This window comes from Paludibacter jiangxiensis (genome assembly GCF_001618385.1).
Lineage (GTDB): Bacteria > Bacteroidota > Bacteroidia > Bacteroidales > Paludibacteraceae > Microbacter > Microbacter jiangxiensis.
Genome location: NZ_BDCR01000003.1, coordinates 903878 through 920382 on the forward strand (window position 1 = coordinate 903878; position 16505 = coordinate 920382).

Here is a 16505-nt window from a genome sequence, read left to right on the forward strand (position 1 = left end):
GCTATCTATCTTAATCATTCATGAATTTCACATTGTCATCAAAACAAAAAACTCAACCCCCGATTTATATGGTTCAATTTAAATACAGGAAAAATTGAATTAATGTAAAAGTTCATTGCCCCAAAATCACAATCATCAAAAAGTAAAAACAAAAACTAAACATTCAACATACATTTTTTTCATATGCAAGTTGCAAAAATGGCATTTTAAATTATATTAAACTTGCAAATTTGAATATTTATATTTCAAATTTGAATAAAAGCCCACATTGAGAATAACAAATGTTAAAGCAGCATAGTTATCACAGGTCGTTATTTTCAATCACTTAAGAACGACACACAATCCAATAACGACTAAATCCAATTAGATTTATACAAGAAGCTATGCATCTAAAATATCGGTAGGCGACTTTCCGAAATGTTTCTTAAAAACTGTGCTAAAATATCCGGCACTTGCAAATCCTGTAAGTTCACTTACTTCCGTAATTGAATATTTTCTGGACTTTAAAAGTTCTATAGCGTAGTTGAGCCTGATACTCTTAATAAATTCGTTCGGAGATTGATCGGTTAGCGTTTTTAATTTTTTATACAATAGCGAAGCACTCACATTCATTGCTGATGCAAATTCGTCTTTCCCAAATTCCGTTTTTTCAAGATTCGCCCGTACAACCGACAAAGCTTTTTTCACAAACTGATCATTATTCTTGTTTTCAAAAATCTGTTCTTCTCCTGCTTCTCCGTCAATCATTTTCAGGGTTTTCCCCCTAACATTTTCCCGATTTTGCACTATTGATTTTATACGTTGCAACAAAATGGGAACATCAAATGGTTTCGTCAGATAATCATCGGCACCTAAGCCTAAGCCGTGAAGTTGATCAGCTTGTTCTGATAGCGCGGTCAGTAGAATTACCGGGACATGAGATGTCTGAAATGTTGATTTAATTAACGAACATAACTCAAATCCATCCATATTCGGCATCATAATATCCGACACAACCAAGTCTGGAATATCTTTTTGAATTATTTCCCAAGCAATCTGACCATTCTCAGCTGCTTGTACTTCAAATTCATTTCCAAGGGTAAAAAGAAGAAAGTTTCTTAGATCGATATTGTCTTCCACTACAAGTAACTTCATTCTCTTGTGGCTGTCGTCCGGAAGCTGATCTGCAATTGGCAAATCGGAATGTTCTATAGAAAAATCGTTTTCTTGTTGGCTTGTCGTTAATTTAATTACCTGACTGCAAGGTTCAACGTCTTTGTATGGAATGACGATTTTAAAGCAAGATCCAACGTTTTCCTTACTAGAACAACTTATTTCACCGCCATGTAACAAAACATAGTTTTTAGCAATCATTAATCCGATTCCCGATCCAATGACTTTGGCATTAACCGCATTGTCTCCTCGGTAAAATTCATTAAACAGACTCTGCTGCGCTTTCTCACTAATACCAATTCCCTGATCGATAACTTCTAACGACCAGTTCTCCGGGGTACAATTTAGATTCAGGGTTACACGGCTTTTAGGATGCGAGTATTTAATCGCATTTGAAATCAGATTCCCAAGCACCTTTTCCATCATAGTTTCATCAACTCCTGAATTATACGCCGGTACATTTGTGTTGAATATAAGTTCAATGTTTTTTGATTGAGCATACGATTCAAACATCATTTTCTGGAGTTGAATCATATTCACAATATCAACATCGCAAAGTGAGAGATGCTCTTTACCGACATCAAGTTTTTGGAAATCCATTATTTGAGTAACAACTTTGGATAACCGCTTAGATTGTTCCGAAGCTAATCGAAGATAATATTTCCCGGCCTCCGAAATCGCAACATCTTTATTCAGCTCTTCAATAGGCGCTTTTATCAAAGTAAGTGCAGTACGGATCTCATGAGCTGTATTAGCAAAAAATTGAACCTTCTTTTCTATGTGTAATTTTTTAATATGTTCGAGATAGTATCTTGATAAGACATATATTACACCTGCCACTATCAAAAGCATGAGCATCACAAACCACCATCTTGCCCACACAGGAGGTACAATACGAATGTTTATCGATCGTTCTGTAATGACGTGATCCATTGAATTGTCATACAATCGAATCTTCAGAACATAGCTTCCACTAGGGAGGTTTGTATAGGTTATTATTTTTTGGCTATTAGGCTGACTCCAGGTTTTATCAAAACCCTCCAACAGATATGAATATTTGGAATCCGAAATATTTTGCCCCAAAGCTAACAATTCAAGTGAAAATGTATTCTGACTATAGTTTAACTTGATTTCGGTCAAACTATCCAAAGGATACTTCAATTTAAAGTTCGGATTATCCTTTATCGAAACCCCTGAAATGGTAAGGTCTTGCAAATATAAGCCAGCTTTTGATACGACATTTCTAATAGCAGCAGGGCTAAACATCACAGCTCCATTATTAGTCCCCCAAATCAAGCTTCCGTTCCTGAGCTGACACTGTGCATTAATATTATAAGCAGCCCTACTTAAGGACAAATGAGACGAATAGGTGGTTACACTATAATTTTTAGGATTAAACTTACAGAGTCCCGTTTCTGTTCCTATCCAAAAACAATCGCCAATTTTCATTATACCATTAATGAAATTAGATGGCAGACCCGACGCTGTGGTAATTTTCTCAATTTTCTTGGTCGCCAAATTGAATCTTATCAAGCCATCACCCCGAGTTGCTACCCAAGTCTCTCCGTTTGAGATTGTCATCCCCTGTGCTAAGAATCCCTGTTTTAAGATCGTTTCAACTCCCGTTTTTTTATCCAAAGAACATAATCCGTAGGAACAAGCCAACAACATCGTACCTCGCTTATATTCAACAAACGCAGACACTGGTTGTTCCTGATAAATGCGAAAACGATTTTCTTTTACAATATAACAGGCAATATTTCCTCCTGATCCTCCGATCCAAAGATCTCCATCAGAATCCTTATAAATATCATGAATAAAATTATTGACAAATGGAGATTTACCTGTATTTTGACCGTAATGAGCTATTTCTCGTCCCGAGGTTCCGTCCAAAACATAAACACCTGAAGCATATGTCCCTGCCCAAATGTTTCCTTTATTATCCTCGCATAACGCCAGAAAAACCTGTGCTTGTTTTCTCTCGTTATGATAAAAGGTTGCCCAACGATTAGAACGAACATCCCACTTCGAAATTCCATTGTTGGTAGCGAACCAAATATTACCTCTTGAATCTTCTATTATTTTGTTGATGAAATTATTACAAAGAGAATTTGCGTTATTCACCAAATGTGATACTTGGGTGACAAGCGACGGTCTTTGATCAAAAAACGAAATTCCGCCACTATATGTTGCTGTCCAAATCCGATTATTGCGATCACAAAAAATATCGTAGACTCCATCCCCATGAAGAGAGAATGCATTATCAATATCCTCCTTGTAAATATCTATTATTCGATTTGCTTTTTTTCGGTCTATTTTCCAGATCCCTTGCCCATCGACACCCACAAGCAAAGTGGAATCCGAATTGGCGGTGATCGCCAAAACCGGTTGGTGCGGAAACACATTGGCATTAAACTGAGAAAGTATACGTTTATTAAAGTCATATTCGTATAAACCACTTGACACAGTTCCAATCCAGAGTTTATTTTGGTTCTTATCAAAATATAATTTCGACAAAGCATTCGGATTACCCAACTTCACTAAAGGCATATCTGTGCCTGTTTCTGTATCTAATAATCTTACATTATCGAAATACCCAACAATCAGATGTCGTTTATCATGCCACGCAAATCCTCTTATCTCAACTCGCTGCCTCCCAATTAAAGAAATTTTTTGTTTGTAGTATCGGTAAAGCCCGCCAAATCTAGTTGCAATCCAAAATGCGCCTTTATCATCAGCCTGAATATCATTTACAACTAAAAATTTATCATTCAGCAATTTGCTAATATTGACAAATGGGATAAACTTATCCTTCACCGCATTATAATAGAACATTTGCCCGTCATTTGCACAAACGTAAAGAACATTGTTTGAATAGAGCAATCTTGACGAAATAAATGCAATATCATATGGTAATTTATATAGCCGACAATCATTCTCCGTCAGTCTCAATATTCCTGTTTTAGCAGAAGCCCAAACAAATCCATTCTTATCGCTGCAAATGGAATAGGCTTCTCTCACAGAAATGTCGTAGATGGAATTAACGCTATAAAATTTTGTATCCGCAGCTGATACAGTGCCGAAAAATATGGTTACAAATAAAAAAATATATCTGAATCTCATTGACTAGAATTTCTTATATTCGTTCAGTTCTAAAAGAATCAATGCAACACTAATTAAATATTTAAATTAGCATGTGTTTCCCTATAGCAAAAGCAAAGATATATAATTCGAAAGACAATATCCTGAAAAAATGTTCATAAAATTCGCACACAGACTTCTAAAAATAGATATTCTACTATCCAATTATTAAAATTAAAACAGAAAGACACACGCTACTATATCGATTAATAGGGAATTTTATCAAATATATAAATTTAGATTCACACAATAAGCACCACTTTACAAACACATCTTTTATGGTAGTTAATTTTTCATAATACAACATCAGAAATAAAGCCATTTCTATTTTATAACAAACCTCAAAACACCGTCCTAAAACTTAAAAAATATATCATATTTAACTTTTCCAACAGACAAAAAAAAAGAAGATACCCCAAAAGATATCCTCTTTTAACAACCAATCGTTGTCTTTTTCAAAGACTATACTTTAATTGACGAACGACAGATTCATTTACCGCCATCCGCCGCCGAGCGCCCTATATAAAGTAATTTTCTGCTGAACTATTGTATTGTAAGTGTTATAAAGAGCCAATTCGCTCGACAAGACACTATTTTGAGCAGACAGAACTTCCAGATATGTTGCATATCCATTAACTAATAACTCCTGCGAATATTCATATGCCTTCTTCAGTGCGTCCACCTGCTCTTTCTGGAATCCAGCCTGCTGCGTACTGTATCGAATCGACGCTAAGGCATTTGACACTTCATTTCCAGCTGTGAGTAAACTCTGTTTGAAATTCAGCAAAGCAGATTCTTCCTGCAAACGAGCAATCTCTTTTTGAGTTTTCAGTGTTCGTCCGTTCAAAACAGGCTGCGTAAGACCTGCAATTGCATTCCAAAACAACGAACTGGGTAAATTAAACCAGTTTGTAATGCCTTTGGCATCAGAACCGACCACTCCTGATAAAATAAACTGAGGATACATGGCCGATGTGGCCACATTAAATTGCTCATGAGCTGCTCGCAAGACAAGCTCAGCGGTCTTCACATCCGGCCTATTGCTCAAAAGTTGAACAGGAAGACCCACAGCCAGCAATTCGTTATGGAAAGCCATTAAATCTATTTGGGTAGAACGATCAATAACAGCAGGAGCTTTGCCCAAAAGCACACAAAGGTAATTTTCGTAATTTGCTATCGACGCTTCAATCTGAGGCAAATATGCTTTTGCCGTAGCTAATTGAGCTTTCGCCTGTAAAACAGCAACCTCCGTGGCTTGAGCTGACTTTTTTAAGCTCTTAACTGTCTCCAAATATTTGGTGTAACTATCAATGCTCCTATTCGTTATCAACTTTTGCTTATCCAGCATAATAAGCTGATAATATGCTGATGCAACATTAGCAACAATTTGCGTTTTCACCGCATTAACTGTGGATTGTTGCTGCAGATAAAGCGCCTGTTGTGCCTTTTTAGCACTTGAAAGTTTATTCCAAACATCGATCTCCCAACTGGACGACAATGACAATTTCAAATCCGTAAATGGAGGATGTGCCGCTGGCATTGTATTTCCGTATTTAGAATTATCGGACAAAGTACCACTCACCCCTGCATTGAGTGTTGGAAGAAATGCGGCATTGCTTTGCTTTACCGACTGTGCAGCCTGATTAAGTTTTACAATTGCCATCCGAATATTCAAATTACTATCAAGAGCTTCAGTTATCAACTTTTGCAAATACGGATCATCATAAAAATCCTTCCAGGCAATTGCAGCGCTATTTTTAGCGGTATCCCCATTTATCGAATCACGAAATACCGTTTTATAGCCTGCCATTCCGGGACTGTTATATTTTTGTACAGAACAAGCACAGAAAGCGATCATTCCAGAGAGAACAAACACACTATAAATATTCTTTTTCATCATCTTTCGTCAATTGAAATTTATTTGATCATTCCCTTGCTCGGCTAATTACGCCATTTTTTTCTCCGAATCTTTTCATCCAGATTCTCAAAAATAATGTACATGGTAGGGATAACGAAAATCCCGAAAAGGGTTCCTATGAGCATACCGCCAGCTGCTGCCACTCCAATAGAATTATTCCCCGATCTACCAGCACCGGTTTCAAGAATCAGTGGCATCATTCCAAAAATAAAAGCAAAAGAAGTCATCAGAATGGGTCGTAAGCGAGCAGTTGCTCCTTCAATAGCAGCTTCGACTATGCCCATACCGTGTTCACGCCGCTGTCGGGCAAATTCGACGATCAAGATACCGTTTTTACCCAAAAGACCGATCAGCATAATGAGCGACACCTGCACGTAAATATTATTGGTGATACCAAATATATTGATAAACATAAATACGCCAAACACACCGATAGTGAGTGACAACATCACAGACAAAGGCAACATGTAACTTTCGTATTGCGCACACAAAACAAAGTATACAAATAAGAAACATAGAATAAAAATATAGATCGCCTGACTTCCAGATTTAATCTCTTCGCGCGACATGCCTGAAAACTCTATTTCATAACCGACAGGTAATTTAGAAGCCTCTTCCCGGACAGCGGCTATAGCATCACCCGAGCTAAAACCTTTTTTTTGTTTACCCTGCACGGTGGCTGCTGTAAACAAATCGTAGCGGGTAATGGTTTCCGGCCGATACACTTTTGAAAAGTTAATGAGTGTCGTGATCGGCACCATCTTTCCAGACTTATTACGGACCATCACCTTGGTCAGAGAATTGAGGTCTGTTCTGTCTTCAGGTGCAGCCTGCATTACAACCCGACAATATTTAGTATAACGGTTGAAATCAGAAACCATCATACCTCCGTAATAGGCTTGAAGCGCCTGAAAGACATCGTTGATGGCGACTCCTTCCATTTTACATTTATCAACTTGTATATCAAATTGATATTGAGGGAAATTCACATTAAAGGATGAGTTAACAAAATCGATTTCCGGGCGAGCCGAAAGGTTACTCATAAAATCTTTTACAACTTGATAAAACTTGGTAATATCTCCACCTGTTTTATCCTCCACCTGCACCTCGAATCCATCCGAAGAGCCAAAACCGCGAATTGGAGGCGGAGCATAGAATATAATTTTCCCTTCCTTTATTTTTCCGGTTTTCTTATTAAGCATTTCAATGACATCCGTGGTCGAAGTATCTCCGCGCTGTTCCCAGGGCACCAGCGAACAGGTCATCATTCCGTGCGAACTACCGTTTGTTCCGCTCAACATACTTTGACCAGCAATACTCATACGTGCAGCAAACAAATCACTAACATTCATCGTACTGTCAATTTGTTTCATCACACTTTTTGTACGCTCAAGAGAAGCTCCCGGCGGCAAAGTCACATCGGCACTAATCATCCCCTGATCTTCATTAGGCACAAATGCAGTAGGTGTTATTTTGATCAACAAATAGGCTCCCAAAGCAAACGTTACGATTACAGCAACAGGAATCCATCGATGCTTTGTGAAAAGACTCAAAGATTTCTTGTATTTATAGACTGTAGCGTCAAAAGCCACATTGAAGTTTGCATGTAAACGGGAAATAAAACTCTTTTTTTCTTCTTCATTTGAGGCCCTTTTGATAAAAAAAGTGCAAAGTACCGGACTCAAAGTCAAAGCATTAATAGCAGAAAGGGTAATTGCAACAGCCAACGTAAGTCCGAATTGACGATAAAATGTTCCGGCAGGCCCCGACATAAAACTCACCGGAATAAATACGAAAGCCATCACCAGAGTAATCGAGATAATTGCTCTCCATATTTCATCCATAGCTTTGGACGTAGCTTGCACTGTAGATAACGACTCGTCATGATCCATCTTCGCATGAACCGCTTCGACCACCACAATAGCATCATCTACCACAATTCCGATTGCCAAAACCAATGCAAAGAGAGTCAATAAATTAAGTGAAAATCCAAGCAAATTGAGGACAAAGAATGTACCTATGATTGCAACTAATGCCGAAATTCCGGGAATAAGCGTCGATCTCCAGTTCTGAAGGAATAAAAACACTACAAAAAAGACCAAAATAAACGCCTCTATAAATGTTCGTTTTACCTTATGAATAGATGCCTCTAAAAATTTATTGGCATCATTAGGAATCGCATATTTCACTCCGGGAGGGAAACGTTTTGATAAAGTTTCCAACTTTGCCTTGAGTGCATCTACTACGTCTCGGGCATTAGATCCGGCCATCTGATACACCGACATACCAACGCCTTCTCTCCCGTTTACCTTCGTATCGACGGTATAATCATATCCACCCAGTTCTACGCGAGCAACGTCTTTTAGCTTCAATATCCGCCCATCATCATTTGCCTTTATAACGATGTTTTCGTAATCAGGAACTTCCGTAAACTTTCCTTTATAAGTCAGCGTATATTGAAACTGTTGATTACCGTTCAACCCTAATTGTCCGGGAGCTGCTTCCACATTTTGTTCCTGAACTGCACTGATTACATCACTCGGCATCAGTTTATAAGAAGCCATTTTCACAGGGTCAAGCCAAATACGCATAGAATAGTTGCGTGAGCCAAAAATATTAACCTGCCCCACCCCATTAACACGCTCCAACTCTGGAGCTATATTAATACGAGCATAATTTTGCAGGAAAGTCTGATCGAATTTGGGATTATTGCTATACAGAGATGCAACCAAAAGTTGGTTATTCATCATCTTGCGGGTAGTAACGCCGTTTTGTGTCACTGTGGTAGGTAGCTGGCTCAATGCTGCAGAAACACGGTTTTGGACGTTGACCTGTGCCATATTGGGATCGGTACTCAAATCGAAATAGACGCTAATGCTAGCGCTACCGTTGTTTGTAGCATTCGACACCATATAGGTCATCCCTTCCACTCCATTAATTTGCTCTTCCAATGGTGTAACGACGCTTCTTAAAACCGTTTGAGCATTTGCCCCCGGAAAATTAGCACTTACACGAACCATCGGCGGCGCAATATTAGGAAATTGTTCCACCGGAAGACTTATATAGCCCAGTACCCCTAAAATACAAATCAGGATAGAGATGACTGTAGATAAAACCGGACGACTCAGAAATTTTTGTACCATTGTGTCTAATTTTTTGCAGCCACAGTTCTCTTGCCCCCTTTGTTTCTATCATGTGCTGATATCGGAATAATCTTATCTCCGTCTTTCAAACGATTAAGGCCATCCACCACAATTTTATCACCCACATTGACTCCATCTTCCACGACGTACTGATCAGATGTTGCATTTACCACCGTAATGTTAGTTGCATGAATAATCCCATGAGGATCGACCACAAACACCATTTTTTTATCCTGAATTTCGTAAGTAGCTTTTTGCGGCACCAATATCACATTTGAGTAAAACGAAGGAACGTTGATCTTTCCGCTTGTACCGGTATGTAGCAAAGCCTGAGGATTTGGGAAAACTGCTTTCATTTGCAACGATCCTGTAGTTTGATCCACAATACTACTTCCCAATTGCAATTTTCCTTTATACTCATATTTCTGTCCATCCGCCAAAACCAGTTCTACAGGAGGCATTTTAGCAACTTTCTGCTTCAGAGTGCCCGATGAGTTATTGCATAATTGGATTAATTTCTTTTCATCAAAAGAAAAATAGGCAAAAACGTCTCCACTACTAGCAACGGTTGTTATTGGAGCGGCCAGTCCCGCCGTCACAAGACTTCCGGGTTTCAGCGTTATTCTCCCCACAACCCCAGAGACCGGACTTTTTATTACGGTATATCCCAAATTGATTCGTGCATTTTCATATGCAGCCCTCGCAGCCTGAAGATTGCTTTGCGCAGTCTGCAACTGATACGGACTAATAATCCCTTTATCGACCAAAGGTTGCAGTTTTCGCACTTCAAGTTGAGCATTGTCATAGATCGCTCTAGTCGAATTCACAGTCTGACGGTAATCTGCATCACTGATCTTCAGAATCGGGTTTCCTTTTCGTACATTATCCCCTTCTTTAACATAGATACGTTCAATGTAACCATTTGCTCGAGAATAAATATCAAGAGTATTTTCACTCTCAATTTGCGTTGCAAAGCTTGTGCTGACAGTTGCATCCCCCCTTGTAACCAGCATAACCTGGTATTTTGACGGTCCTTTTTTCTCTTTATCCGCTTTTTTATTCTGACAAGAGAAAAACAGTCCTACAATCAACAAAAAAAAAGAAAGGAAAATGAATGACAACCTGTTACCATACTGTTTCATAGCTATAGTGTGTTTATGTTATACCAATAGATACGACAAATGTAAAACTTTTCAACGACAGTGTCCGCCTTTTATTTAAGTTATTCTATTACAAATTCATTAAAGACCGGGATCAAGAGGCTATAAAAACTATGATGATAAAACAAAAAGAAGGTTTAAAACAGAATGTGTATTTTTTTGCATAAACGTTATAGTCTATACTTTCAAGAGAAGGAAGTAGGTACACAAACGCAAAAACGCTTCACATCATAAGATGCAAAGCGTTTTGTAAAAGTGGCGGCTACCTACTCTCCCACATTGTGTGCAGTACCATCGGCGTAGTTGGGCTTAACTTCTCTGTTCGGAATGGGAAGAGGTGGAACCCCAGCGCTATAGCCACCTAAAAGTTTTCAGTTTCAGGTTGTCTTCAACTGTATATTGTTGACGTATTGGAAAGAGAGTTAACTCGTAAGCTAAATTGGATAGCATTACTATAATAAATAAGAGTTTGAGGAGAAGAAAAGTTTCGGGCGATTAGTACTGCTCGGCTTTGACATTACTGCCTTTACACCTACAGCCTATCAACGTTGTCGTCTTCAACGGCCCTTAGAAGAAATCTCATCTTGAAGTTGGTTTCGCGCTTAGATGCTTTCAGCGCTTATCCTGCCCGAACGCGGATACCCGGCGGAGCCCCTGGCGGAACAACCGGTAAACCGTAGGTTCGTCCAACACGGTCCTCTCGTACTAGTGTCAGATCTTCTCAAATTTCTTACGCCCACAACAGATAGGGACCGAACTGTCTCACGACGTTCTGACCCCAGCTCGCGTGCCACTTTAATGGGCGAACAGCCCAACCCTTGGGACCTTCTCCAGCCCCGGGATGTGACGAGCCGACATCGAGGTGCCAAACCATTCCGTCGATTTGAGCTCTTGGGAATGATCAGCCTGTTATCCCCGGAGTACCTTTTATCCTTTGAGCGATGGCCCTTCCATGCGGAACCACCGGATCACTATGCCCTAGTTTCCTACCTGATCGACTTGTCGGTCTCTCAGTCAAGCGCGCTTATACCATTACACTCTGCTGGCGGTTACCAATCGCCATGAGCGCACCTTTGGGAGCCTCCGTTACTCTTTTGGAGGCGACCACCCCAGTCAAACTACCCACCATACAGTGTCCTTCCATCCGGAAGTTAGAATTCAAATAATTAAAGGGCCGTATTTCAAGGTTGACTCCACCTGCGCTAGCGCGCCTGCTTCACAGTCTCCGGCCTATCCTACACATTAAGTACCCAAATTCAATGTAAAGTTGCAGTAAAGGTTCACGGGGTCTTTCCGTCCCGTTGCGGGTAATCGGCATCTTCACCGATACTACAATTTCACCGAGCTCACAGCTGAGACAGTGCCCAGATCGTTACACCATTCGTGCAGGTCGGAACTTAGCCGACAAGGAATTTCGCTACCTTAGGGCCGTTATAGTTACGGCCGCCGTTTACTGGGGCTTCAATTCAAAGCTTCTCTTGCGATGACTTCTCCTCTTAACCTTCCAGCACCGGGCAGGTGTCAGGCCTTATACTTCATCTTTCGATTTTGCAAAGCCCTTTGTTTTTGTTAAACAGTCGACTGGGCCAATTTTCTGCGGCCACCATTGCTGCTGGCGCCCCTTCACCCGAAGATACGGGGCTATTTTGCCTAGTTCCTTAGCTGTGAATCACTCGAGCGCCTCAGTATTTTCTACTTGACCACGTGTGTCCGTTTAGAGTACGGGTACCTCATAGATTAACGCTAGCGGATTTTCTTGGAAGCCTGATTAGGTCCTTATCAGATCACCCGAGGGCTCTCTGTACTGTCAGGTTCGACTCAAAGTGCGGATTTGCCTACACCTCTCAATATCTACACCCTTTAACCAACTATTCCGTCAGTTGGCCGGACTTTCACTTCTTCGTCCCCACTTCACTCTATAAGGTAGTACCGGAATATTAACCGGTTCTTCCATCGACTTCCCCCCTCAAGGGGTATGCCTTAGGTCCCGACTGACCCTGATCCGATTAGCGTTGATCAGGAACCCTCAGTCTTTCGGCGGGGAGGTTTCTCGCCTCCCTTATCGTTACTCATACCTACATCTGCTTTTCCTGCCGCTCCAATCCTCCTTACGAAGAACCTTCGACGCTGTACAGGAATGCTCCCCTACCATTCTTATTGAATCCATAGCTTCGGTATAATGCTTATGCCCGATTATTATCCATGCCTGACCGCTCGACTAGTGAGCTGTTACGCACTCTATAAATGAATGGCTGCTTCCAAGCCAACATCCTAGCTGTCTCTGCAGTCTGACTTCGTTAGTTCAACTTAGCATTAATTTGGGGACCTTAGCTGATGGTCTGGATTCTTCTCCTTTCGGACATGGACCTTAGCACCCATGCCCTCACTGCCAATAACCATTTACATGCATTCGGAGTTTATCAGGACTTGATAGGCGGTGAAACCCTCGCATCCAATCAGTCGCTCTACCTCATGTAAACTATATTAACGCTGCCCCTAAAGGCATTTCGGGGAGTACGAGCTATCTCCAAGTTTGATTAGCCTTTCACCCCTACCCACAAGTCATCCGAAAGCTTTTCACCGCTTACCGGTTCGGTCCTCCATTCCGTGTTACCGGAACTTCAACCTGCTCATAGGTAGATCACTTGGTTTCGCGTCTACTCCCACCGACTAATGCGCCCTATTCAGCCTCGCTTTCGCTTCGGCTTCGCCCCTGAAGGGCTTAACCTTGCCGGTGAAAGTAACTCGTAGGTTCATTATGCAATAGGCACGCTGTCACACCATAAATGATGCTCCAACCGCTTGTAAGCGCACGGTTTCAGGTTCTTTTTCACTCCTCTGTTCGAGGTGCTTTTCACCTTTCCTTCACAGTACTTGTTCGCTATCGGTCTCTCGGGAGTATTTAGCCTTACCGGATGGTCCCGGCAGTTTCACACAGGATTTCTCGTGTCCCGCGCTACTCAGGATACCACTAACAATTGTAAACATTACCAGTACGGGACTATCACCCTCTATGGTACAAAGTTCCATTACGATTCCTGTTCCTTTTACAATCATATGTCGTGGTCCTACAACCCCAACAATGCCGAAACACTGTTGGTTTGGGCTGTTCCCCGTTCGCTCGCCACTACTTAGGGAATCACTTTTGTTTTCTACTCCTACAGGTACTTAGATGTTTCAGTTCCCTGCGTTCGCACCTTCCATTAGGAAAGTAATGCCGCTTCACGGCATTGGGTTGCCCCATTCGGAAATCTACGGATCAAAGGTCATTTGCACCTCCCCGTAGCTTATCGCAGCTTATCACGTCCTTCATCGCCTCCGAGAGCCAAGGCATCCACCCTGCGCTCTAACTTACTATTCTTCTCGTGTGGATAATTGTTGCCAACTAACAAGCGCTCTTAAATTATTATAGAATCGCTACCTTTAATTAAAATTAACTATACTCGTTATCACTCTACTTTTCCAATATGTCAAAGACCTTTTTGATAATGATTTATAAATAATGTTTTTTTTTTAATTAACCGCTTTAACAGTGGTGAAACTTTGCGGGGTTGAACCGCTTTTCATTTGATAACCGCTCAGATTATCACTTTCTGACACCCCTGTGGATCTGAAGTTTCTTGTCAATATGTTTGTTCTTTCTTCTCATCACTCGCTTGTGATGATATTTTTTGTGGAGAATAACGGATTCGAACCGTTGACCCTCTGCGTGCAAGGCAGATGCTCTAGCCAGCTGAGCTATACCCCCGATTTAGTAGGTGAGTCAGTCAGGTGGTCAGGTGTGAGGTGAACTCACTTGCTCTCCGTCTCACTTTCTCACTTGCTCGTTTTTTTTGTAGTCCCAGGCAGAGTTGAACTGCCGCCCTCTACATTATCAGTGTAGCGCTCTAACCAACTGAGCTATAGGACTGGCTGTTCTTGCGCCTCTTTCCAGGCTCTACTTTCAAGTTCCAAGTTTAAGGTCTAAAGTTTAAGGTTTTACAACTTTCAACTTTGAACATTCAACTTTTAACTCGTATTATATAACAAATGTAGTAAAGGTAAGTTTAATGTATAACTAACCTGTATGTCACTTACTTGCCTTACGTCGTCATCTCTCCAGAAAGGAGGTGTTCCAGCCACACCTTCCGGTACGGCTACCTTGTTACGACTTAGCCCCAGTCACTGGTTTTGCCCTAAATCGCTCCTTGCGGTCACAATCTTTAGGCACCCCCAACTCCCATGGCTTGACGGGCGGTGTGTACAAGGCCCGGGACCGTATTCACCGCGCCATGGCTGATGCGCGATTACTAGCGAATCCGGCTTCATGGAGTCGAGTTGCAGACTCCAATCCGAACTACGAAAGGCTTTCGAGATTAGCATCCTATCACTAGGTAGCGACCCTCTGTACCCTCCATTGTAACACGTGTGTCGCCCCGGACGTAAGGGCCGTGCTGATTTGACGTCATCCCCACCTTCCTCGCATCTTACGATGGCAGTCTCATTAGAGTCCTCAGCTTAACCTGTTAGTAACTAATGACAAGGGTTGCGCTCGTTATGGCACTTAAGCCGACACCTCACGGCACGAGCTGACGACAACCATGCAGCACCTACACATCTGCTATTGCTAGAAAACCTGTTTCCAAGTTCGTCAGATGCATTTCAAGCCCGGGTAAGGTTCCTCGCGTATCATCGAATTAAACCACATGTTCCTCCGCTTGTGCGGGCCCCCGTCAATTCCTTTGAGTTTCATTCTTGCGAACGTACTCCCCAGGTGGATTACTTATCGCTTTCGCTTAGCCACTAACATTCTATCGCTAACAGCTAGTAATCATCGTTTACTGCGTGGACTACCAGGGTATCTAATCCTGTTTGATCCCCACGCTTTCGTGCCTCAGCGTCAGTTACATTCCAGCAAGCTGCCTTCGCAATTGGTGTTCTGTGTCATATCTATGCATTTCACCGCTACACAACACATTCCGCCTGCCTCATTTGCACTCAAGACCGCCAGTTTCAATGGCAATGTTAACGTTGAGCGTCAACCTTTCACCACTGACTTAACAGCCCGCCTACGCACCCTTTAAACCCAATAAATCCGGATAACGCTTGGATCCTCCGTATTACCGCGGCTGCTGGCACGGAGTTAGCCGATCCTTATTCGTAGGGTACCTACAAGAGAGTACACGTACTCTTTTTTATCCCCCTACAAAAGAAGTTTACAATCCATAGGACATTCTTCCTTCACGCGACTTGGCTGGTTCAGGCTCTCGCCCATTGACCAATATTCCTCACTGCTGCCTCCCGTAGGAGTCCGGACCGTGTCTCAGTTCCGGTGTGGGGGACCTTCCTCTCAGAACCCCTACTGATCGCAGACTTGGTAGGCCGTTACCCTACCAACTATCTAATCAGACGCATGCCCATCCGTAATCTATAAATATTTAACAACTAATCCATGCGGATCTATTGTCTTATGCGGTGTTAATCTTCCTTTCGGAAGGCTATCCCCCAATTACAGGTAGGTTGCATACGCGTTACGCACCCGTGCGCCGGTCGCCACCAAAGTATTGCTACCTCGTGCTGCCCCTCGACTTGCATGTGTTAGGCCTGTCGCTAGCGTTCATCCTGAGCCAGGATCAAACTCTTCATTGTATAAATTAGTTTTTGTTCCTTGTGATAACTAATATCGCTATTAATTATCGTGTCTTCTCAAGATGACTTCCTTTATTTTATTAAAGGTGTAATTTAAGTAAATTGACGGTTAGCTCTCACACTAACCTTTCCTTATACTACATTTTGTTGTTTCAATTATATTCAAAGATCTCTCGTTTTGACCCCTCGTTTTTTTAGAAGCGAAAGGGACTGCAAAGGTACTGCTTTATTTTGAACTACCAAACTTTTCAGCAACTTTTTTTTCAAAACTTTCTCAGCTTTAAGCCTTAAAAACACCTCCGTGTTTGTCTCTCAAAGCGGATGCAAAGTAACGCCCTTTTTCCGACATTACCAAATCACTTG

Annotated in this window: 4 protein-coding genes, 2 tRNA genes and 3 rRNA genes; all 9 read right to left on the bottom strand. The window is 41.5% G+C overall.

Translation table 11 applies throughout. The features are described from left to right. Positions 1 to 381: 381 nt before the first annotated feature. A complete protein-coding gene (locus tag PJIAN_RS10175) occupies positions 382 to 4275 on the bottom strand; it encodes a hybrid sensor histidine kinase/response regulator transcription factor (RefSeq protein WP_068704618.1) in 3894 nt (1297 codons plus the stop codon). A 511-nt stretch (positions 4276 to 4786) separates the two neighbouring features. Next, positions 4787 to 6193 (bottom strand): TolC family protein, encoded by a 1407-nt coding sequence (locus PJIAN_RS10180; RefSeq protein WP_068704621.1) that lies wholly within the window; start codon positions 6191 to 6193, stop codon positions 4787 to 4789. 41 nt (positions 6194 to 6234) lie between these two features. Then, positions 6235 to 9354 carry an efflux RND transporter permease subunit gene (locus PJIAN_RS10185; protein ID WP_068704623.1) on the bottom strand — a complete coding sequence of 1040 codons (3120 nt, stop codon included), beginning with the start codon at positions 9352 to 9354 and terminating at the stop codon, positions 6235 to 6237. 5 nt (positions 9355 to 9359) lie between these two features. Continuing rightward, positions 9360 to 10367, bottom strand: coding sequence for an efflux RND transporter periplasmic adaptor subunit (locus tag PJIAN_RS10190; protein WP_172795602.1), 1008 nt, complete (start codon positions 10365 to 10367; stop codon positions 9360 to 9362). A gap of 400 nt (positions 10368 to 10767) precedes the next feature. Then, positions 10768 to 10879, bottom strand: a 5S ribosomal RNA gene (gene rrf, locus PJIAN_RS10195). A gap of 111 nt (positions 10880 to 10990) precedes the next feature. Continuing rightward, positions 10991 to 13875 (bottom strand): 23S ribosomal RNA (locus PJIAN_RS10200). Between the two features lie 313 nt (positions 13876 to 14188). Beyond that, positions 14189 to 14261 (bottom strand) — tRNA-Ala (locus PJIAN_RS10205). Positions 14262 to 14350: 89 nt separating this feature from the next. Beyond that, a tRNA-Ile gene (locus PJIAN_RS10210) sits at positions 14351 to 14424 on the bottom strand. A 192-nt stretch (positions 14425 to 14616) separates the two neighbouring features. Further along, positions 14617 to 16142: ribosomal RNA gene (locus PJIAN_RS10215) — 16S ribosomal RNA — on the bottom strand. The 16S, 23S and 5S rRNA genes sit together here with 2 tRNA genes alongside, the layout of an rRNA operon. Positions 16143 to 16505 lie beyond the last annotated feature (363 nt).